21 protein-coding genes are annotated in these 20,832 nt (G+C 69.9%); 16 read left to right on the top strand and 5 right to left on the bottom strand.

Going from position 1 to position 20,832, the window contains the following annotated elements; translation table 11 throughout:
- Window positions 1–100 precede the first annotated feature (100 nt).
- The 5 genes from ACFFRH_RS29205 to ACFFRH_RS29185 all read right to left on the bottom strand — a co-directional run bounded on the left by ACFFRH_RS29205 (window position 101) and on the right by ACFFRH_RS29185 (window position 4,690).
- Window positions 101–1,105, bottom strand: a complete 1,005-nt coding sequence (locus tag ACFFRH_RS29205) for a methyltransferase (RefSeq protein WP_344746414.1) — start codon at window positions 1,103–1,105, stop codon at window positions 101–103.
- Window positions 1,106–1,332: 227 nt separating this feature from the next.
- On the bottom strand, window positions 1,333–2,115 hold the full coding sequence (locus ACFFRH_RS29200) for an ABC transporter ATP-binding protein (RefSeq protein ID WP_344746413.1): 783 nt from the start codon (window positions 2,113–2,115) through the stop codon (window positions 1,333–1,335).
- A 9-nt stretch (window positions 2,116–2,124) separates the two neighbouring features.
- Window positions 2,125–2,916: an ABC transporter permease gene (locus tag ACFFRH_RS29195; protein ID WP_344746412.1), complete on the bottom strand. Its 792-nt coding sequence runs from the start codon at window positions 2,914–2,916 to the stop codon at window positions 2,125–2,127.
- Window positions 2,916–3,704, bottom strand: coding sequence for an ABC transporter permease (locus tag ACFFRH_RS29190; protein WP_344746411.1), 789 nt, complete (start codon window positions 3,702–3,704; stop codon window positions 2,916–2,918). The genes ACFFRH_RS29195 and ACFFRH_RS29190 overlap by 1 nt, the downstream gene beginning before the upstream one ends.
- Window positions 3,701–4,690, bottom strand: a complete 990-nt coding sequence (locus ACFFRH_RS29185) for an ABC transporter substrate-binding protein (protein ID WP_344746410.1) — start codon at window positions 4,688–4,690, stop codon at window positions 3,701–3,703. Before ACFFRH_RS29185 ends, ACFFRH_RS29190 begins: the two co-directional genes overlap by 4 nt.
- 657 nt (window positions 4,691–5,347) lie before the next feature.
- Here ACFFRH_RS29185 and ACFFRH_RS29180 point away from each other — a divergent pair.
- The 16 genes from ACFFRH_RS29180 to ACFFRH_RS29105 all read left to right on the top strand — a co-directional run bounded on the left by ACFFRH_RS29180 (window position 5,348) and on the right by ACFFRH_RS29105 (window position 20,698).
- Window positions 5,348–8,347 carry a sensor histidine kinase gene (locus ACFFRH_RS29180; protein ID WP_344746409.1) on the top strand — a complete coding sequence of 1,000 codons (3,000 nt, stop codon included), beginning with the start codon at window positions 5,348–5,350 and terminating at the stop codon, window positions 8,345–8,347.
- A 43-nt stretch (window positions 8,348–8,390) separates the two neighbouring features.
- Window positions 8,391–8,804, top strand: coding sequence for a roadblock/LC7 domain-containing protein (locus tag ACFFRH_RS29175; RefSeq protein ID WP_326646986.1), 414 nt, complete (start codon window positions 8,391–8,393; stop codon window positions 8,802–8,804).
- Window positions 8,805–8,888: 84 nt separating this feature from the next.
- On the top strand, window positions 8,889–9,287 hold the full coding sequence (locus tag ACFFRH_RS29170) for a DUF742 domain-containing protein (protein WP_350975940.1): 399 nt from the start codon (window positions 8,889–8,891) through the stop codon (window positions 9,285–9,287).
- A gap of 13 nt (window positions 9,288–9,300) precedes the next feature.
- On the top strand, window positions 9,301–9,861 hold the full coding sequence (locus tag ACFFRH_RS29165; protein WP_031158879.1) for a GTP-binding protein: 561 nt from the start codon (window positions 9,301–9,303) through the stop codon (window positions 9,859–9,861).
- 85 nt (window positions 9,862–9,946) lie between these two features.
- A complete protein-coding gene (gene ffh, locus ACFFRH_RS29160) occupies window positions 9,947–11,503 on the top strand; it encodes a signal recognition particle protein (RefSeq protein WP_344746408.1) in 1,557 nt (518 codons plus the stop codon).
- Between the two features lie 1,297 nt (window positions 11,504–12,800).
- Window positions 12,801–13,304 carry a 30S ribosomal protein S16 gene (gene rpsP, locus ACFFRH_RS29155; protein WP_344746407.1) on the top strand — a complete coding sequence of 168 codons (504 nt, stop codon included), beginning with the start codon at window positions 12,801–12,803 and terminating at the stop codon, window positions 13,302–13,304.
- A 1-nt stretch (window position 13,305) separates the two neighbouring features.
- Window positions 13,306–13,548: an RNA-binding protein gene (locus tag ACFFRH_RS29150; protein WP_329091253.1), complete on the top strand. Its 243-nt coding sequence runs from the start codon at window positions 13,306–13,308 to the stop codon at window positions 13,546–13,548.
- A gap of 93 nt (window positions 13,549–13,641) precedes the next feature.
- Window positions 13,642–14,178, top strand: coding sequence for a ribosome maturation factor RimM (rimM, locus tag ACFFRH_RS29145; protein WP_344746406.1), 537 nt, complete (start codon window positions 13,642–13,644; stop codon window positions 14,176–14,178).
- A gap of 1 nt (window position 14,179) precedes the next feature.
- On the top strand, window positions 14,180–14,980 hold the full coding sequence (gene trmD / locus ACFFRH_RS29140; protein WP_344746405.1) for a tRNA (guanosine(37)-N1)-methyltransferase TrmD: 801 nt from the start codon (window positions 14,180–14,182) through the stop codon (window positions 14,978–14,980).
- Between the two features lie 191 nt (window positions 14,981–15,171).
- Complete coding sequence (gene rplS / locus ACFFRH_RS29135; protein ID WP_344746403.1) at window positions 15,172–15,525, top strand: 50S ribosomal protein L19; 354 nt, start codon at window positions 15,172–15,174, stop codon at window positions 15,523–15,525.
- A gap of 156 nt (window positions 15,526–15,681) precedes the next feature.
- The gene (gene lepB, locus ACFFRH_RS29130; RefSeq protein WP_344746402.1) at window positions 15,682–16,548 is read left to right on the top strand and encodes a signal peptidase I; all 867 of its coding nucleotides are present in this window, start codon (window positions 15,682–15,684) and stop codon (window positions 16,546–16,548) included.
- Window positions 16,549–16,557: 9 nt separating this feature from the next.
- The gene (gene lepB / locus ACFFRH_RS29125) at window positions 16,558–17,151 is read left to right on the top strand and encodes a signal peptidase I (protein WP_344746401.1); all 594 of its coding nucleotides are present in this window, start codon (window positions 16,558–16,560) and stop codon (window positions 17,149–17,151) included.
- A 64-nt stretch (window positions 17,152–17,215) separates the two neighbouring features.
- Window positions 17,216–17,905 carry a ribonuclease HII gene (locus tag ACFFRH_RS29120; protein ID WP_386160957.1) on the top strand — a complete coding sequence of 230 codons (690 nt, stop codon included), beginning with the start codon at window positions 17,216–17,218 and terminating at the stop codon, window positions 17,903–17,905.
- 39 nt (window positions 17,906–17,944) lie between these two features.
- Window positions 17,945–18,268, top strand: coding sequence for a DUF2469 domain-containing protein (locus ACFFRH_RS29115; protein WP_030511723.1), 324 nt, complete (start codon window positions 17,945–17,947; stop codon window positions 18,266–18,268).
- A 274-nt stretch (window positions 18,269–18,542) separates the two neighbouring features.
- Window positions 18,543–18,896 carry a YraN family protein gene (locus ACFFRH_RS29110; protein ID WP_344746398.1) on the top strand — a complete coding sequence of 118 codons (354 nt, stop codon included), beginning with the start codon at window positions 18,543–18,545 and terminating at the stop codon, window positions 18,894–18,896.
- A 122-nt stretch (window positions 18,897–19,018) separates the two neighbouring features.
- Window positions 19,019–20,698: a YifB family Mg chelatase-like AAA ATPase gene (locus ACFFRH_RS29105; protein WP_344746397.1), complete on the top strand. Its 1,680-nt coding sequence runs from the start codon at window positions 19,019–19,021 to the stop codon at window positions 20,696–20,698.
- Window positions 20,699–20,832 lie beyond the last annotated feature (134 nt).

Here is a 20,832-nt window from a genome sequence, read left to right as displayed (position 1 = left end):
ACAGGCCCGTCACACAGGCCCGTCACACAGGCCCGTCACACAGGCCCGTCACACAGGCCCGTCACACAGGCCCGTCACACAGGCCCGTCACACAGGCCCGTCACACAGGCAGGGCCTCCACGATGGAGGCTCCCTGGGGCAGCTCCACCTGCCGGCTGAGCCGGAAGTCGGAGGCCTCCAGCAGTGCGGCGTACTCGGAGGCGCTGCGCTCCATGCCGTCCCCGAACAGGGCGAGCATGCGCATGTCGATGTCCTTGCTGATGTGCGGCCGGTCGTCCTCGGGCACCACGGCCTCCACCAACAGCACCCGGCCGTCATCGGAAATGGCCTTACGGACATTGCGCAGAATCTGCACGGAGTCCTCGTCGGACCAGTTATGGATGACGCTGCTCAACAGATAGGCGTCGCCGCCCTCGGGTACCGAGGCGAAGAAATCGCCGGAGACGAATTTGCACCGGTCTTCAAGAGCGGCCTCGGCGAAGAATCGCCTGGCGTCGTCGACCACCTGTTCCTGGTCGAAAAGAACGCCCGCGACATTTGAATACCGGTTCAGAACGGAGGCCAGGATGTGGCCCTTGCCGCCGGCCACGTCCACCAGTGTGCGCACGCCGGAGAAGTCGTAGCGTTCGGCGACCGCCTCCGCGAAGGGCTTCGCCCGGACCACCATGTAGTCGTTGAACAGGGCCCCGGCCCGGGGGTTGGCCTTGAGGTAGCCGTACAGCGGGCCGTGCCGCTCGGCGAAGCCCGACCTGCCGGTGCGGGCGGTCTGCGGGACCTTGCCCATGCCGTACCAGAAGCCCTCCTCGGAGATCATCCGTACCGCCGGGCGCAACGAGCCGGGCACGTCGTCGCGGAGGGTGGCTCCGGCCTCGGTCAGTTCGTACACGCCGGGCCGTACCGTCGCGACGATGCCCATGGAGGCGAGTTCGCGCAGCACCCTGCCGAGCGCGGGCGCGTCGGCGCCGCAGCGCAGCGCGAGCTCGTCGACGTCCAGGGGCCCGTCGCGCAGGTGGTCGGCGCAGCCGAGCTCGGCCATCGTCGCGAGGGCGGCGAAGCGGGAGACGCCGCCGATCGCGTCCCAGACCGGTGCCTGTGGGTTGCTCATGGAGATCCTCTCTGTACGGCGTGCGGATCCGTGAGGGGGACCGGCACGTCCGGGTCGGGCGTCCACGCCGGAGAGCCGGTGCGCCCGGGCGGGGGGCGCCGGCTCCGGCGGGTGTCTTCACGGCACCGGGGAGCCGGGCCCGTCGGTGGGCCCGCGAGCGTGCCCACCGCGGTCCGGGACCGGGAGCCCGGGGCGGGGGCCGGTGCCGGGAGCGGGGAGGGCCGGGCTCAGGGGGCCGAGGCCGTCGGGCTCCGCCTGCCGCGTACCAGGCGGCCGACCTCGGCGCGCAGGTGCACGAAGTCGGGGTGCTCGCGGGTGGTGATCTGGTCGCGCGGCCCCGGCAGGTCCACGCGCAGGTCGCCCACGATCCCGGCGGGGGCCTTGGACAGGACCACGACGCGGTCACCGACGTAGACGCTCTCGTCGATGTCGTGGGTGATCAGCACGATCGTCATGTTGTGCAGGCCCCGGACCCGCAGGGTCAGGTCCTCCAGGTCCTCGCGGGTCTGGGCGTCGACGGAGCCGAAGGGCTCGTCCATCAGCAGCAGCGCCGGACGGTAGGCCAGCGCGCGGGCGATGGACACCCGCTGCTGCATGCCGCCCGACAGCTGCCACGGGTATTTGGCCGCGGCTCCCTGCAGCCCGACCTCCTCCAGCGCCTCCAGCGCCGACTCCCTGCGCCGCCGCTTGTCCAGGCCCCTGCGGCGCAGCGGGAGCGAGACGTTGTCGGCCACCGACATCCAGGGGAACAGGGAGCGGCTGTAGTCCTGGAAGACCACGGCCAGGTTGTCGGGTGTCTGCTCGACGCGGACGCCGTTGAGCGTGACCTGGCCGCCGGTGGGCCGGATCAGCCCCGCGATGGAGCGCAGCAGGGTGGACTTGCCGCATCCGGAGGGGCCGACGACGCACACCAGCTCACCCTGGGCGACCCTCAGATCGACGCCGCCCAGCGCGTTGTGCGCGGTCGGCCCGCTGCCGTAGGTATGGGACAGGTTCGTGATTTCGAGCACAGCAGGTCCTCAGGTCGTCTGCTTGGCGGATCGGTGCCAGGACAGGACACGTCGCTCGGCCGCCAGGAACGCCGAGTTGAGCGCGTATCCCAGGACGCCGAGCACCACGATGGTCGCCCACACGCCGGGGAAGTCGTACGACCTCTGGGCGTCCAGGAGCTGGAAGCCGATCCCGTCGGTGCTGCCGATCAGTTCGGAGAGCACCATGAGGATGAGCGCCAGCGACAGGCTGACCCGGAGCCCGGCGAAGATCTTCGGCATGGCCGAGGGCAGGATGATCCGGAACAGCCGCTCGCCGCCCGTCAGCCCGAAGACACGCGCGGTGTCCAGGTGCTGGCGGTCGACGTGCCTGGCCCCCTCGCAGGCGTTGATCAGGACCGGCCAGACGATGCCGAACGCGATGAAGTTGATCTGCATCCGGGGGCCGATGGCGAACAGCGCCAGGAACAGCGCGAGCAGCATGGGCGGGGGAATGGCGCGGGCGAACTGCACCAGCGGGTCGACGAGGCGGAAGAGCAGCGGGGAGCGGCCCAGGGCGACCCCGAGCGCGATCCCGACGACCCCGGCCAGCACCCACCCGGCCAGCAGCCGGCCGACGCTCGCGGGAACGTTCTCCAGCGCCGCGTCGGTGAGCCACAACCGCTCCGCGGGGCCGGTCAGCCACATCGTGTACGCGCTGGTGGCGATCTGCGACGGAGGCGGGAAGCTCAGCATCTCCAGGTAGCGGGTGAGCAGCTCCCACAGCGCCACGACGACCACGACCGGCCACACCCGGCCGGCGACACGCATCGCGCCGCTCATCACACCACCTCCGTACGGGCGGTGTGCCAGCGGAAGAGCCGCCGCTCCGCGAGCACGAACAGGCTGTTGGTGACCATGCCGATGACGCCGGCCCACATGGCGGCGGCGATGACGTACTCCGTCGCGTTCACGCCGCCCGCGCTCTCCAGGACGTAGCTGCCGATGCCGTCGGCACCGCCGCCGATCAGCTCCGTGCTGATCGCCACGATGAGCGCGATCGCCGACGCCAGCCGGATGCCGGTGGCGATGAAGGGCGCGGTGCTCGGCAGGGAGACCCGCCACAGCACGGCCGGTTTCCCGAACCCGAAGCTGCGGAGCGTCTCCTTGGCGAGCGGGTCGACGTCCTTGAGGCCGTACATCGTGTTGATCAGGACGGGCCAGGTCGCCGCGTAGACGACCAGGGTGACCTTCATGTCGAACCTGTCGGAGAACACGGCGAGAGCGAGCGGGATCAGCGCGATCGACGGGATCGGGCGCAGGAACTCCACGATCGGCCGCAGCGCGTTCTCCACGCGGGGCAGGGTGCCGAGCAGGAACCCCGCGGGCACCGCGATGGCGACCGTGATCAGCAGCCCGGTCGCCCACGCGCCGAGGGTCGAGGCGACGTCGGAGAGGAACTCCCCGTCCGCCACGAGAGCGACCGCCCGGCCGAGCACCGTGGAGACCAGCGGGAACGCGAGCGGGTCGATCAGCCCGGCCCGGCCCGCGGCCTCCATGACGCAGAACAGCCCTGCGACGCCGAGGGCGCCGCAGAGCAGTCTGCTGTCGAGCGGGTTGCGCCTTGTCACCCGAGGTTTCCGGGGAGGATGGCCTTGGCCTGGAGCGGGCTCGTGAGGTACCCCTGCTCGAGCATGAGGTCGGCGACGCGCTGCAGGCGGGTCTCGTCAAGGCTGGTGGGGAAGGACCCGAGCGTGATGACGGCCGCGGTCGCGGCGTCGATCTTGGTGTAGGTCGGCAGGATCTCCTCGACGGCCTTGCGGTCGGTGGCGGCGATCTGCTGGGCCTTGGCGACCGCGCGCTGGAAGGCGGCGACCGTCTTGGGGTTCTCGGCGGCGAACTTCTCGGTGACGGCCACACCCGCGATGGGGAAGTCGGCGGTGGAGTCGACCATCGTGTCGGCGAGCTTCTGGGCGCCGAGGTTCTTCTGCGCCGCGGTCAGGGCCGGCTCCGTCATCCAGGCGGCGTCGACGGTCTTGCTGGCCAGCTGGGCCCCCATCTCGGGGAAGGGGAACTCGACGAACTCCACGTCCTTGTCGGTGAGGCCGTGCGTCTTGAGCACCGTCGTCACCGCCAGGGTGCCGATGTTCTGCTTGCTGTTGACCGCGATCTTCTTGCCCTTGAGGTCCGCGGGCGTCTTGATCCCGGAGTCCTTCGGCACCATGAGGTTGAACGAGTTCGGGGCGGCCTGGTAGAGGTCAGAGATGATCTTCATCTTCTGGCCCTTGGAGACGGCGAGGAAGGTCGAGACGTAGTTCGTCTGCGTCGCGTCGAAGGTGCCTCCGATGAGACCCTGCTGGGCCTGGGCGCCTCCGGGCACCGGCTCGATCTTGACGGTGAGCCCTTCCTCCTTGAAGAAGCCCCGCTTGTTGGCGATGTAGAGCGCCGCTGAGTCGGGGATCGGCAGGGCCCCCATCGTGAGGCTGGTCTTCTCCAGGCCGCCCGCGTTGGCGGCGGAAACGGAGTCGTCGGGCGTGTCAGAGTTTCCGCAGGCACTCAGCGCGAGGGCTGCGGCTACTCCCGCGATGACGGCCCGGCTCGCAAGTTTGAACCTCATGGGTCTCCTTAGCTGCGTTTGACCGCCCCTGCCGGAACTCGCGGTGACTCATCGGGCGACATGGAGGGGGTCCCGGGAGGCATGGTGGTCAAGGGGGGTATGCCGACCGCGGACAGAGTAGCGGAGTAGATCAGTCAAATTACAAATATCTCCTCTTTCGCCCCTAAGCCGCAAAACGGCCACAGGGCTCCCAGTCGCCTCACGCGTATCAATCGCGGGATGTGCGGGCTTAGCGGGCATAGTCAGAGAAGTCAATAAATCTGTTTCGCAACTTTGTGGAAGTTTGCGGTTACAGGACGGAGAGTCATCGCCCGGTTGCGGATGCTGTGTGCCTGTTAGGTGAAGAATGCGAGTTATGTACTGTTGGCCGAACTCATCCGGCTGTGCTCCAATAACCCCTACCCCATGGATGCGTCGGCGTCACTCGCACATCATTGCGTGACGCGATCCCCTCCAAGCAGACGATCCGAGGAGAGGCAGCGGAGGCCAGTGAGGACAGCGTCAATCCCCAGCGAACGCGAATCCGGGCTGGCACCTGCCCTGGGATTCGACAATCAGGGGGGGCGGCCGCAGAGCGGCCCGGGTCAGGATCTCGACGGTCGCGACTCAGAGAAGTCCGCGCGCAACGGCGGCCGGCTCGCGCTCAAGAACTGGCGGGTGAGATCGCGGCTGATCGCGCTCATCGTCATTCCCACCGTCGCCGCGATCGTGCTGGGCGGCCTGCGGGTCACCGGCTCGATCAGCAGCGCCGCCGAGTACGAGCGCGTGCGCACCACCGCCGAACTCACCGCCGGTCTCAGCGACCTGATCAACGAACTGCAGCTCGAACGAGACCTGTCGGCCCGGCACGTGGCGGGAGGCAGGCAGGCCGGCAGCAAGGCGACCCTGCGCAAGCAGTACGGGTCCGTCGACCAGGTCGTCGGGCAGGTGAGCCCTCTCGTCAACAACGCCATGGCCGACAGCGGTCTCCTGGAGGCCCTCGGCACCCGGGGCGAGACCGAGCTCACCCAGATCCGCCGCCGCATCGACGAGCTCAAGAGCATGCGCGAACTGGCCGCGGGCGCGAACACCAGCCTGCCGGCCCAGCCCACGATCGCCATGTACTCCCGCACCATCGTGGACCTGATGGCCCTGCACGACGAGATCATCCAGGGTGTCTCGGATGAGAACCTCACGGGTGGCGCGGCCGCGTTCGCCGCGCTGACCAGGGCCAAGGAGCAGGTGTCCAGGGAGCGGGCGAACCTCGCCGCCGCCCTCGTCGTCAGGGGGTTCAGCGCCGAGGGCCTCGACGCCATGCTGGCCGCCCGCGCGCAGTTCGACAGCGAGCTCGCGGCCTTCCGCTCCGAGGCGTCGATCCAGCAGCGCCAGCTCTACGACGACACGGTGAGCAGCCCGAAGAAGGACCGCGCGGCGGCGACGCGCGCCCGCGCCGTCTTCCTCGCCCTCAACAGCCGGCCGCTGGTGAACGTCGACGTCTCCAACAGCGAGCTCAGCGACCTGCAGTCCTGGTTCGACTCCTCCACCGACATCATCGACCGCATGCGCGCGGTGGAGGAGCAGGTCGCCAAGACCCTCATCATGCAGAGCGCGGACCTGCAGGCGTCCGAGCAGCGCGGCGCGCTGATCGCCGCCGGGCTGAGTGGACTGCTGCTCCTCCTCGTCCTGATCGTCACCGCCATCATGGCGCGGTCGCTGGTCAGGCCGCTGCGCAGGCTCCGTACCGAGGCGCTGTCCATCGCCGGCCAGCGTCTCCCCGAGACCGTCCAGACGATGCGCGAGAGCGGCGAGGTCTCCACCGCCGACATCACCCCGATCGGTGTCGCCTCCGACGACGAGATCGGTGAGGTGGCGCGGGCCTTCGACGAGGTCCACCGTGAGGCCGTGCGGCTGGCGGGCCAGGAGGCCACGCTGCGGAGCAACGTCAACTCGATGTTCGTCAACCTCTCCCGGCGCAGCCAGACCCTGGTCGAACGCCAGCTCTCCCTCATCGAGAGCCTGGAGCAGGGCGAGCAGGACGAGGGCCGGCTGGGCAGCCTCTTCCGGCTCGACCACCTCGCCACCCGCATGCGCCGCAACTCCGAGAACCTCCTGGTCCTCGCCGGCCAGGAACCCGCCCGCCGGTGGAGCCAGCCGGTCCCGCTCATCGACGTGGTCCGCGCCTCGCTGTCGGAGGTCGAGAACTACGAGCGCGTCGACCTGCAGCTGTCCGCGGGCGTGTCCGTGGTGGGCACCTCCGTCAACGACGTCGTCCACCTGGTCGCGGAGCTCGTGGAGAACGCGATCTCCTTCTCCCCCCGCGAGACCAAGGTCATCGTCTCCAGCAACCGCATCGACGGCGGCGGAGTGATGGTCTCGGTGACCGACATCGGCATCGGCATGACCGCCGAGGAGCTCTCCCAGGCCAACTGGCGGCTGGCCAACCCGCCGGTGGTGGACGTCTCCGTCTCCCGCCGGATGGGCCTGTTCGTGGTCGGCCGCCTCGCCCTGCGGCACGGCATCCGCGTCCAGCTCAGGCAGCAGGACAGCGGCGGCCTCACCGCGATGGTCCTGCTCCCGGAGAACCTGCTCGCCGTCACCAACCGCCCGGGCGGGCCTTCCCCCAGCATGCAGAGCGGCGACTGGGCCGGATCCATGGCCTCCATGGACCGCCCGCCCGTGCTGGCCAGTCCCACCGCCCCCCCGATCCCGTCCTTCGCCTCGTTCGAGGCCGCCCACCAGAACTCGTTCGCCTCCTTCGACATGGGGCAGCAGTTCAACTCCTTCGAGGCCTCGCAGCCTCCCTTCGGAGGCGGCCAGTTCGGGCAGGCACCCGTCGACACCCCCTGGCCGGGACAGGTACCGCCGCCCGGCGCCGACCCCGGCCACGGCTGGCCGAACGCCTCCCAGCCCGACCCCTCGGGGTGGCGGCAGGGGCAGGGCGGTCCCCGCGGTGACGCGGGGGTGTGGTCCACGGGCCCGAACGTGGCCCCGCGCGGCGACGCCCCCGTCTGGCCCGGTGGTCAGCAGAGCAGGGACACCGGCTCCGACGTCTGGTCCACCTCCTCGCGCGGCGACTCCGGAGGCTGGCCGTCCACCGGCAACTCCGGGCCGTTCGGACGGCGGGTCTTCGACCCGGCGGACAACACCGGCCCGCTGCCGGTGATCCCCGACGCCTCCCCCATGGAGGAGGCGAAGGAGGAGTTCCTGCCGATCTTCGCGGCCGTCGAGTCCGACTGGTTCAAGAAGGTCGAGCCGGCCCCGGTCGTCCAGGAACGGGCAGAGGAGGTCCCCCAGGCGCAGGCCGCCCAGGAGACCGTCCAGCTCTCGCAACCGGCCGCCCCCGCCTCGGGGAACGGGTGGTCGTCGCCCGCCGACGTGGGCTGGCAGGCCGCCAAGGCCGCCAGCGAGCCCTCGCTCGGCGGGGTCACCGGTTCCGGCCTGCCCAAGCGGGTGCCCAAGGCGAACCTGGTACCCGGTACGGCCGCGCCCGACCTGAGCGCGGCCCCCCAGACTCCCGTGCACCGGCCGACTGTCTCTCCCGAGGCGGTGCGCAGCAGGCTGGCGAGCTTCCAGCAGGGAGTACGGCAGGGCCGCGCGGCCGCCAGGGGCGGCGCCGGGGACGGGCGGCCGTATCCCGACTTCGGCCGGGATGTTGAAGGAAACAAGGAGGACCGGTGAGCGAGCTCATCATGGTCGCCAAGGAGGATGACACGTGCGCGAAATGAGCCAGGCCGCCCGGGGGGTCAATTGGCTGATCACCGACTTTGTGAACAACGTCCCAGGTGTGGCGCACACGGTCGTCGTGTCAGCCGACGGTCTGCCGTTGGCGTACTCGGACGGATTTCCCAGGGACAGGGCGGACCAGCTGGCCGCGGTCGCGGCCGGCCTGATCAGCCTGACCCAGGGTGCCTCGCGGGTTTTCGAGGGTGGTGCGGTCACCCAGACCGTGGTGGAGATGCAGCGAGGGCTGCTCCTCATCATGTCCATCAGTGACGGTTCCTGTCTGGCGGTGCTCGCCGCCGCCGACTGTGACATGGGGCTGGTGGCCTACCAGATGACGATGCTCGTCGAGCGGGCGGGTCAGGTGCTGACCCCGGCAGTCCGCGCCGAACTGCAGTCTTCCCACTCACGGTGACGGCGATGACGCTAGGAGGCTGTCGTGGCAGGCCGCGGCTGGACCGGTGAGGGCGACCCGCACGGCGGGTATCCCTATCAATCGATGGACGACCCCCACCGGCATCAGGGCGGTCCTTCCCATCTCATGCACTCGGCGCCGTCGGAGCAGAGCTCCCTCGTCCGTCCGTACGCCGTTACCGGGGGGCGCACCGCCCCCCGGACCCAACTCGCCCTGGAGGCCCTGGTCTCCTCGGCGACCTCCATACATCATGATTTATCCACCCGCACCCCGGAGTATCAGGGGATCAGTGCCCTGTGCCGGCAAGTGCGTTCGGTCGCTGAGATCTCCGCGATGCTTCGCATCCCGCTCGGCGTGACCAGGATCCTGGTGGCCGACATGGCCGCCGAGGGCCTGGTGCAGATCCACCAGCCGCAGCTGGACGCGGGCAAGCCGGATCTCAACCTGCTGGAAAGGGTGCTCAGTGGACTTCGCAGGCTCTAGCCGCGGCGGCGGCCTGACATCGACGAAAATCGTCGTCGCCGGGGGATTCGGTGTTGGCAAGACCACCTTCGTGGGGGCGGTGTCGGAGATTCTGCCGCTGACCACGGAGGCGGTGATGACCGACGCCAGCGCCGGGATCGACGATCTCGGCCTCACACCGAACAAGACCACCACCACGGTCGCCATGGACTTCGGCCGTGTCTCGCTGGACCGCGACCTGATCCTGTACCTGTTCGGTACGCCGGGTCAGCACCGCTTCTGGTTCATGTGGGACGACCTGGTCCGCGGCGCGATCGGCGCGATCGTGCTCGTCGACACCCGGCGGCTGGCCGACAGCTTCCCGGCGATCGACTACTTCGAGGAGGCCAAGCTCCCCTTCGTCGTCGCGGTCAACGGCTGGGACGGCACCTACCTCCACGGTGAGGAGGAGGTGCGCGAGGCGCTGACACTGGCCCCGCACATCCCCATCTCCCGGACCGACGCCCGCTCGCGCGACGCGGTGAAGGCCACGCTCATCACGCTTGTGGAGCACGCGCTCACCATGCGGATGGCCGTCCCCGGCTGGGGCCGCTGACCGCTGGAGGGCGTCAGTCGCACCTCCCAGCGGATAGGCTGGGAGGTCGAGTCGCAGACCTGTAGCGCAGAGGCTGGCCAATCACGTGTTCGAGACGCTTTCCGACCGGCTGACATCGGTCTTCTCCTCCCTTCGATCCAAGGGTCGGCTGTCCGAGGCCGACATCGACGCGACCTGCCGCGAGATCCGCATCGCGCTGCTCGAGGCCGACGTCGCGCTGCCCGTGGTCAAGGCGTTCGTCGCCCAGGTCAAGGAACGCGCCCGCGGCGTCGAGGTCTCCCAGGCGCTGAACCCGGCGCAGCAGGTCGTGAAGATCGTCAACGACGAGCTCATCGGGATCCTCGGCGGCGAGACCCGGCGGCTTCGCTACGCCAAGAACCCGCCGACCGTCATCATGCTCGCGGGCCTGCAGGGCGCGGGCAAGACGACCCTGGCCGGCAAGCTGGCCCGCTGGCTGCGTGAGCAGAACCACACGCCGCTGCTGGTCGCCGCCGACCTCCAGCGGCCCAACGCCGTCCAGCAGCTCTCGGTCGTGGCCGAGCGCGCGGGCGTCGCGGTCTACGCGCCCGAGCCGGGCAACGGCGTCGGCGACCCGGTCGCCGTGGCCCGCCAGTCGATCGACCACGCCAAGCGGCAGCAGCACGACATCGTCATCATCGACACCGCGGGCCGCCTGGGCATCGACCAGGAGCTGATGAGGCAGGCGGCCGACATCCGCGACGCGGTCTCGCCCGACGAGGTCCTGTTCGTCGTCGACGCCATGATCGGCCAGGACGCCGTCTCCACGGCCCAGGCCTTCATGGAGGGCGTGGGCTTCGACGGCGTCGTGCTGACCAAGCTCGACGGCGACGCCCGCGGCGGCGCGGCCCTGTCGGTCCGCCACATCACCGGCAGGCCGATCATGTTCGCGTCGACCGGTGAGAAGCTCGAGGACTTCGACGCCTTCCACCCCGACCGGATGGCGTCCCGAATCCTCGACATGGGTGACATCCTCACCCTGATCGAGCAGGCGCAGAAGACCTTCGACGAGGCCGAGGCCGCCAAGATGGCGAGCAAGCTCACCTCGGGCGAGGGCTTCACCCTGGAGGACTTCCTCGAGCAGATGATGATGGTCCAGAAGATGGGCCCCATCAAGAACCTGCTCGGGATGATGCCCGGCATGGGGCAGATGCGCGAGCAGCTCAACCAGGTCGACGACCGCGATCTCGACCGCATCGCCGCCATCATCCGCTCGATGACCCCAGCCGAGCGCCACAACCCGAAGATGATCGACGGCTCCCGCCGGGCCCGCATCGCCAAGGGTTCCGGCGTGACGGTGACCGAGGTGAGCGGTCTGGTCACCCGCTTCTTCGACGCCCAGAAGATGATGAAGCGGATGGCCGGCGGCATGGGCATCCCCGGCATGCCGGGCGGCCGCAAGGCCGGCAAGGCCGCGCAGAAGAAGGCGGCCAAGGGGCGCAGGGTGAGCGGTGACCCGCGCAAGGCGGCGCTCGGCAAGGCCGCCGCCGACAAGACCGACGAGCCCGCGACCCCCGCGGGCAACGGCCTCCTCGGCAAGCTGGGCTCCCGGCAGCAGCTGCCGCCGGGCCTGGAGCTGCCGCCGGGCTTCGACCCCTCGAAGTTCAAGCTCCCCGGGCAGTAATGAGCGACGACGGCTTCCACTCGCGTGCCAGGTGGATCTGGGTGATCATCGTCGGTGGTTTCATCCTCGTCGCCGTGCTCGAACTCCTCGGGGTACGCCCCAAATAGCGCTCCCACCGGAGCCCGCCGCCCTCCGGCCCGCGCGTCGAGTACGGCCCGCGCGTCGAGTACGGCCCGCGCGTCGAGTACGGCCCGCGCGTCGAGTACGGCCCGAGCGTCGAGTACGGCGCGAGCGACGGGAACGACGAGAGCGGCCGGAACGGCGAGGCCGACGGGAACCGCGTGAGCAGGGGCGGTGAGAGCAGGGCCGGTGCGGGAGATCCCGGTGGGACCGGGATCCCCGGCAGGGCCGGGATCCCGAGCGGGACCGAGGCCCCGAACGGGACCGGGACCACCGGTGAGCCGGGTGTTTTCGGCGGCATCACGCTTCCCCGCGGGGTCCTCGGGTCTCTCGGGTCCTTCAGGTATCTCGGGTCTTTCGGGTCCCTCGGATACCGAGTCCCGGGCACGGCCTCCGGCGTGACGGGGTCTCCACGCCGCGCGGGCGCCCCGGCGGGGAGCGGCGCCTCCTGCCGGGTGGCCCTCCAGGGGAGAGCCGGGAGCCGGGACGGAGCGACCGTCCCGGACAGTACGGGAGCTTCCGGGGCCTGGGTGCCCGGCCCGGCCGGTGGTGCGGGTGATCCGGGCGCCCCCCACGGAACCTGGGAGTGTCCGGTGACGTGGTCCCGGCCGGTTCCGAGGGGTTCGAGGGGGCCGAGAGGTCCCGAGACCCCGGCGGTTCCCGTGCTCCCGGTGCTTCCGGTACTCCCTCGGAGGTTCCCGAGGACCCCTCCGAGGATTCCGAGGTCTTCTCCGAGAGTTCCGAGGTTCTCTCCGAGAGTTCCGGTGGGGGTTCCGGCAGGGGAGGAGACGGGGGGCGGGGACACGTCGGCCTGGCCCGCGGGGGTCGTCGCCCTGATGGCCAGCACCGCGCCCAGCACGGTGACGGATCCGGTCGCGGTCAGCAGCAGAGATCTGAGGGTGGTTGCCACGGCGGCCATTTAGCGCACCAGGCCGGCCCGCCCGGGGGCCCGGACACACGGGGATTACCGAGATTTGCCCTCCGGCCGCCGTACCGGATGGCCGCGGGTTGGCCGGGCACCCCCGCGCGTCTGGCACAATGACATGTTGGAACATCGTGACACGTGGTTGCCCTCTCACTCCCGCGTGCCATGCCTGTCCCTCGATCGGTCCTCTCCTCGTGCCCCACTCGATGAGACGCCGCTCACCCACGCTCTAATGCAGGAGAGACCACACCAGTGGCAGTCAAGATCAAGCTCAAGCGGCTCGGCATGATCCGCAACCCGCAGTACCGCATCGTCATCGCCGACAGCCGCACCAAGCGTGACGGCCGGGCGATCGAGGAGATCGGCCTGTACCACCCGAAGGAGAACCCCTCGCGCATCGAGGTCGACTCCGACAGGGCGGCCTACTGGCTGGGTGTCGGCGCGCAGCCGACCGAGCCCGTGCTCAAGCTCCTCAAGCTCACCGGCGACTGGCAGAAGTTCAAGGGCGAGCCGGCTCCGGCTCCGCTCCTGGTCGCCGAGCCCAAGGCCGACCGTCACGCCGTCTACGAGGCCGCGGCCAAGGAGGCGCTCTCCCTGGAGGCCGCCACCACGCCGAAGAAGTCGACCCGCAAGGCGGCTCCCAAGGCTGACGAGGCTCCGAAGGCCGAAGAGGCCCCCAAGGCCGAAGAGGCCGCCGCCGAGACCCCGGCTGAGCCCACCGCGGCCGCCGAGGAGAAGCCGGAAGGCGAGGCCTGAGGTGCTCGAGGAGGCCCTCGAGCACCTGGTGAAGGGCATCGTCGAGCATCCTGACGACGTCCAGGTTCACGCTCGCCGCATCCGCAGCGGGCGTGTGCTTGAGGTCCGGGTCCACCCCGAGGACCTCGGTAAGGTCATCGGCCGCGGCGGCCGTACGGCCAAGGCGCTTCGCACGGTCGTGAACGCCCTCGGCGACGGCAAGTACGTCCGGGTCGATCTTCTCGACCTGAACGAGGCCCGCTAGCCGGCGAGACGCGTCCATCGAGCGAACGGGCCACCCGCCCAGTGTGGGTGGCCCGTCTGCTTTCCATAGACACCACTACGTGAGGAGGCGGGCGTGCAGCTCGTCGTAGGCCGGATCGGCCGCCCGCACGGGCTCCGCGGGGACGTGTCCGTGGAGGTGCGCACCGACGAGCCGGACCGGCGCTTCGCCCCGGGCACCGCCCTGGCCACCGACCCCGTGTCGGCGGGCCCGCTGGTCGTCGAGTCCCGCCGCTGGCACTCCGGGATCCTGCTGGTCAGGTTCGAGGGCGTGACCGGCCGTGACCAGGCCGAGGAGCTCCGCGGCACCATGCTCGTCATCGACTCGGACGACATCCCGCCCTCCGACGACCCCGACGAGTTCTACGACCACCAGCTCATCGGCCTCACCGTGGTCAAGCCCGACGGCGAGACGGTGGGGGAGGTGTCCGACGTGCTCCACCACGGCCAGGACCTGCTCGTCGTACGGCGCGGCAAGGCCGGGGCAGGGGCCGGGACCACCGAGGTCTACGTGCCGTTCGTCAAGGCGCTGGTCCCCGAGGTCGATCTCGTCAAGGGCATCCTCGTCGTGGACGGCCCCGCCGGACTCCTCGACCCGGACGAGATCGTCTGACATGCGCGTCGACGTCATCTCCATCTTCCCCGAGTACTTCGCCCCCCTCGACGTCTCCCTCATCGGCAAGGCGCGCGAGCGCGGCATCCTCGACGTCCACCTCCACCAGCTCCGCGACCACGCCCACGACGTGCACCGCACCGTGGACGACACCCCCTACGGCGGCGGTCCCGGCATGGTCATGAAGCCGGGCCCCTGGGGGGAGGCCGTCGACGCGGTCCTCGCCTCCGGCCCGGCCGACCCGCCGAGGATGATCGTGCCGACCCCCAGCGGCGTGCCCTTCACCCAGAGGCTGGCGATGGAGTACGCCGCCGAGCCGTGGCTGCTGTTCACCCCGGCCCGCTACGAGGGCATCGACTCCCGGGTGATGGCCGAGTACGGCGCCCGCATGCGCGTGGACGAGGTCAGCATCGGCGACTACGTGCTCGCCGGGGGCGAGGTGGCGGTGCTGGTGATGATCGAGGCCGTCGGGCGGCTGCTGCCGGGCGTGCTCGGCAACGTCAACTCGGCCGTGGACGACTCCTTCGCGCCCGGCGCGATGGAGAACCTCCTGGAGGGCCCCGTCTACACCAAGCCGCCCGAGTGGCGGGGGCACGAGGTGCCGGAGATCCTGCTCTCCGGGCACCACGGGAAGATCGCCCGGTGGCGGCGGGACCAGGCGCTGCGCCGTACCGCGAGGAACCGGCCCGAGCTGCTGGCGGCGCTCGACCCGGAGAGCCTGGACAAGCACGACAGGCGGGCCCTGGCGGAGCTGGACCTGCCCGGGACGGGTCCGGCCGGTCCGGCCGCTCTGACCGGTTGATTTCCGGTCGGTCGGGAAAATATGGCAGACTGAAGCGTTGCCGCCGACTGCCCATCCGGTCCCCAGACCGGTCTCATCGCGGCCGGCCAGCTCCGAGACATAGTCCACTTCAGTACGCGTGTCCATCGCGATGCCGCCCCGTCGCGGCCGGATGGACCTCCGTGTGCGCTCGTAAATGAGGTACCACTGCCATGCACACGCTGATCAGCGAGCTCGAGAAGTCCGCGCTTCGCACCGATGTCCCGGACTTCCGGCCCGGTGACACGCTTGAGGTCCACGTCAGGGTCATCGAGGGCAGCCGGTCCCGTGTCCAGGTCTTCAAGGGTTTCGTCCTGCGTCGCCAGGGCGGCGGCTCCCGCGAGACCTTCACCGTCCGCAAGGTCAGCTACAGCGTCGGTGTCGAGCGGACCTTCCCCGTTCACAGCCCGGTCATCGAGAAGATCACCCTCGTGACCCGTGGCGACGTCCGCCGCGCCAAGCTCTACTACATGCGTGACCTGCGCGGCAAGGCCGCCCGCATCCGCGAGAAGCGCGACGCCCGCTAGGCGCGTCAGCGTCTCCCGACCTGGCCCGCCTCCCTTTCACCGGGGAGCGGGCCAGTCGCATGTAAGGAGGTTTGACCTCCTATGGCAATACGCATGGCTATGCGGTACCCCGTCACTCAAGCGCTGGGTACCGCCCATCATCTAGGCTCGTCAGCGATGACTAGCGAAGACCGGGAGTACGGCGCGGTCTCGCGTCGACCTGTCGAGGACGAGGTGGACGTGGTCGCCGAAGACACTCAGAAGACCGCCGACGACGGCAAGGGCAAGAAGAAGGGCTCCTTCTGGAAGGAGTTGCCTGTCCTGGTCGTCGTGGCGTTGGTGCTCGCCCTCATAATCAAGACCTTCGTGATCCAGGCCTTCTACATCCCGTCGGAGTCGATGGAGAACACCCTCCTCACGAACGACCGGGTCCTGGTCAACAAGCTCGTCTACCGCGTCCGCGACATCGAGCGCGGTGACGTGGTGGTCTTCTCCGGGGTCGACTCCTGGGATCCCGAGGTTCCCATCGAGGAGCCGTCCAACCCGGTCGCGGGGTTCTTCCGCTGGGTCGGCACCGCCTTCGGCGTGGTCCCCGGTGAGAAGGACTACATCAAGCGGGTCATCGGCGTCGCCGGCGACACCGTGAAGTGCTGTGACGCCCAGGGCCGGGTGACGGTCAACGGCGTCCCCCTCGACGAGGGTTACCTCTACCCCGGCGACGTGCCCTCCCAGAGCTTCTTCGAGGCCAAGGTCGAGGAGGGGCGTCTGTGGGTGATGGGCGACCACCGGCTGGTCTCCCTCGACTCCCGTTCCCACCTCGGCGATCCCGGGGGCGGGACGATCCCGGTGGACAAGGTGATCGGCCGGGCCTTCGTGATCGTGTGGCCGTTCTCCAGGGCCACGACCCTTCCCATTCCCGACACCTTCGGCCAGCCGGCCCTCAAGGCCGCCGCGGCCCTGGGAGGGGCCACTCCGCTCCTCGCGGGCTTCACGGGTGCCGTGCCGCTGGTGCTGTGGCGTCGTCGTCGGCTCTCAAGGCGGTAGCCCCCTCTCATGACCGTAGAACCCGAGGCTGAGAAGAAAGAGAAGAGCGGCAAGGGCGGTGGCCTGCGCGAGTCGCTGTTCCTGCTGGTGTGCGGGGTGGTGGTGGCGCTGCTGTTGCAGGCCTTCGTCTTCCAGTCGTTCTGGATCCCGTCGGAGTCGATGCAGAACACCCTTCTGGTGGGTGACCGGGTGGTCGTCAACAAGCTGCACGGCGACTCCGAGCGTGGCGACATCGTGGTTTTCAGGGGCTGGAACAACGAGGACACCATCAAGCGGGTGATCGCGGTCGGCGGTGACACGGTGAAGTGCTGTGACGCCAAGCAGCGGATCACCGTCAACGGGGTGCCGCTCGAAGAGGGTTCCTACCTCTTCTCCGGCGACTTCCCCTCGGGGGAGCCGTTCGAGAAGGTCGTCCCCAAGGGGCGGCTGTGGGTCATGGGCGATCACCGGACCGCCTCCGCCGACTCGCGCGCCCACGAGGAGCGGCAGGGAGAGGGCTCGATTCCGGAGAGCGACGTCATCGGCCGTGCCGTCGCGATCTACTGGCCGTTCTCCAGGGCCACGGTCCTTTCGAGACCGGAGAGCTTCCTCAAGGTGAGATAGCGGTACCGAATGCCCCGGAGGGGGCGTACTCTCTGGTCATGGTCGCTCTGTCACCTGTGGTGCCATGACGGTTGCGTTTCGCCCCAGACCCAGTGTGGTCCGGCGGGATTCGGGACTGTACGGCTACGAGCGGGCTCTCAGCCGCCGCGGGCTCGGTCCCGTGGCGGGAGTCGACGAGGCGGGCCGGGGCGCCTGCGCCGGGCCGCTGGTGGTCGCCGCCGTGGTGCTGGGCGACCGGATGATCGACGGCCTGGACGACTCCAAGCTGCTGACGGCCTCCCGGCGCGCGTCGCTGTTCGAGCGGATCACGGTGACCGCGAAGGCGGTGAGCGTGGTGGTGATCCCGCCGGGTGAGATCGACGCCCGGGGGCTCCACAGATCCAACATCGGAGGAATGCGCAGGGCCGTGGCACGGTTACCCTGTCACCCCGGCTACGTTCTGACCGATGGGTTCCCCGTTCCCGGCCTGCCCGCACCGTCGCTGGGCGTGTGGAAGGGAGATCAGGTCGCGGCCTGCATCGCCGCGGCCTCGATCGTGGCCAAGGTGACGCGGGACGAGATGATGGTGGCGCTGCACGAACGCCATCCCCGGTACGGATTCGCCGTGCACAAGGGGTATGGCACCGCCGATCATCGAAGGGCTCTCAGCACCTACGGTCCGTGTCCGGATCACCGCTTCTCGTTCTCGACGGTGGCGCGGTCAGGAGCGGGCGAGGTGATGGGTGAGAATGAAGTGGGGGCCGGTGCCGTCTGATCGGGCGGGCCGGGGTGGGCGTTTAACAGGAGGACCGGTATGAGCGCAGAGGATCTCGAAAAGTACGAAACCGAGATGGAGCTGCAGCTTTACCGTGAGTACCGCGACGTTGTCGGCCTCTTCACCTACGTGGTGGAGACCGAGCGGCGCTTCTATCTCACCAATTCCGTCGATCTCGACGTGCGCACCGCTGAGAACGGTGACGTGTTCTTCGACGTGAAGATGCAGGACGCCTGGGTCTGGGACATGTACCGCCCGGCGAGGTTCGTCAAGAACGTCCGCGTGGTGACCTTCAAGGACGTGAACGTCGAGGAGCTCGCCAAGCCCGACCTGGAGATGCCGAAGGAGGGCTTCTCCTCCTGAGCGGCCTCCGTGAGAGGTTCTCCCGGCCCCCCTTTTCCCGGGCCGTTTTCCCTGGGCTTTTCCTCGGCGGCCCTGAGGGCGCCGTCCACGGGGCTGGAGGGTCAGGGTGCACTGTGGGCGGGGCCGAGCCCTTCGAGCCCTCATGGTGCGGCTGAGCGGCCGCGAGACGTTGTCCACAGCCATGTCTCGTGCCCTGCCGGATTTCCACAGAATCGCGTTCGGCTTCTCGGGGGTGCGGTGAGCTGAGCGAAGGTCTGGGACCGGAGGTGGTTCCATGGCCGCGAAGGATGAGCTCGGCAAGCACGGTGAGCAGATCGCCGTCGACTATCTGCTGGCACACGACCTGCAGATCCTGGATCGCAACTGGCGGTGCCCGGACGGGGAGATCGACATCGTCGCCCGGGAGGGGCGCACGCTCGTCGCGGTGGAGGTGAAAACCCGTTCGGGCCGCAGCCACGGCACGGCCTTCGAAGCGGTCACCAACGCGAAGGTCGCTCGCCTGCACAGGCTCGCGGCCGGCTGGCTCGCCGGGCGTCAGGAGAGCTTCGACGCGATCCGCGTCGACGTCGTCGCCCTGGAGCGGTTCGCCGGGGATTTCGTCGTCCGTCACGAGCGGGGGGTGTGCTGATGCCTCCCGCCCTGCCGGCGCCTCCCGGCGTGTCGATCTCTTTCGGCGTGCCGAAGCCTTCCGGTCTGTCGATGTCTCCTGGCCTGTCGTGGATCGTTCGCTCCCCGCGGGGGGTGGGGTGAGTGGCCGTCGCACGCACGCGCTGCGTCGCCCTGGTCGGGGTGACCGGCCGTCTCGTCGAGGTCGAGGCCGATGTCGGCAGCGGTGTGGCGGGTCTCCACCTCATCGGCATGCTCGACACCGCGCTGAGCGAGGCCCGGGACCGGGTCCGTTCCGCCCTGGTCAACAGCCGCTACGCCTGGCCCGACGCCCGGATCACGGTCAGCCTGTTTCCCGCCAGCCTGCCCAAGCGCGGAAGCCTGTTCGACGTCGCGATCGCCATGGCCCTGCTCGCGGCGGCCGGGTTCGTGCCCGCCGCCAGGGTCGCCGAGCCGCTCTTCCTGGGCGAGCTCGGCCTGGACGGCTCGGTCAGGCCGGTGAGGGGCGTGCTCCCCGCCGTGCTGGCGGCCGTCGCCGCCGGTGCCCGCACCGTCGTCGTTCCCGCTCGTAACGCCACCGAGGCCGGTCTCGTGCCGGGGGTGACCGTGGTTCCCGCGACCACGCTGGGCGCGCTGGTGAGCTGGTTGCGGAGCGACGAACCGGTGGCGGGTCTCCATCCGGGCGCCGGAAGCGCCGGTGCCGGAGGTGCCGGAGGTGCCGGAGGAGCCGGAGCGGTCTGCGGAGGAGAGCCCGGTGCCGGTGCCGGAGATCGGGGCTCGGGGGCAGCGGTCCCGCTCCCGCCGGGATTTCCCGGCGAGATCGGTCCCGGAGACGCTCCCGATGCCGGGGACGGTCCGGGCGACGCTCCCGATCTGGGAGACGTCGCGGGGCAGCCGCTCGCCCGTCGCGCGCTGGAGATCTGCGCCGCCGGAGGACACAACCTCTGGATGCTCGGTCCTCCCGGCACCGGCAAGACCATGCTCGCCGAGCGGTTGCCGACCCTGCTCCCCGCTCTGGAGCGTGACCAGGCCCTGGAGGTGACCGCCATCCACTCGGTCGCCGGTGTGCTGCCCAGGGATCGCCCTCTGCTGGTCCGTCCGCCGTTCGTGGCGCCCCACCACACCGCGACCGTCGCCTCCGTCATCGGCGGCGGCAGCGGGATGATCCGTCCGGGGGCGGTCTCACTCGCCCATCGGGGAGTGCTCTTCCTGGACGAGGCGCCCGAGTTCTCGACGACCGTTCTCGACGCGCTCAGGCAGCCGCTCGAATCGGGGCGGGTGACGGTCTCCAGGGCGCTGGGGTCGGTGACCTTCCCCGCCAGGTTCATGCTGGTGCTGGCGGCCAACAGGTGCCCGTGCGCGCGGCCCTCCACCCCGGACGACCCGTGCGCGTGCGCTCCCGCGGCCCGCCGTCGCTATCTCGCGAGGCTCTCCGGCCCGCTGCTCGACCGGGTGGACGTCAAGGTCGGCCTGTTCCGTTCGACCAGGCGCGAGCTCCTCGCCGACCGCCGGTTCATCGAGTCGAGCGGTGTGGTGGCCGAGCGGGTCCTGCTCGCGCGTGAGCGGGCCGCCAAAAGGTTCGCGAACACGCCGTGGCGGTGCAACGCGGAGGTGCCCGCCCGAGCCCTCCACACCGAATACCGGCCGCCGCCCGCGGCGATGGCACCGCTGCTCGGGCATCTCGACAGCGGCCGGTTGAGCGCCCGGGGTCTCGACCGGATTCTCAAGGTGGCCTGGACTCTCGCCGACCTCGCGGGCAAGGACCGGCCGGAGCTCCACGAGACCAACTCCGCGCTGGGGCTCTGGCTGGGGGAAGAACGATGAGCGACAGGCTCGCACGGCTCACCCTGATGCGCCTCGCCGAGCCGGGCGACGCCGTGATGGGCGCTCTCGTCGCCCTGTATGGCCCCGAGGCCGCCGTCGCCCTGGTCCGGAGAGGGGCCGCGGACGCGGGTCTC

This window comes from Streptosporangium vulgare (genome assembly GCF_042428775.1).
GTDB lineage: Bacteria > Actinomycetota > Actinomycetes > Streptosporangiales > Streptosporangiaceae > Streptosporangium > Streptosporangium vulgare.
The sequence above is the reverse complement of the archived record's forward strand: the minus strand, read 5'-3'. Positions and strand labels throughout refer to the sequence as shown.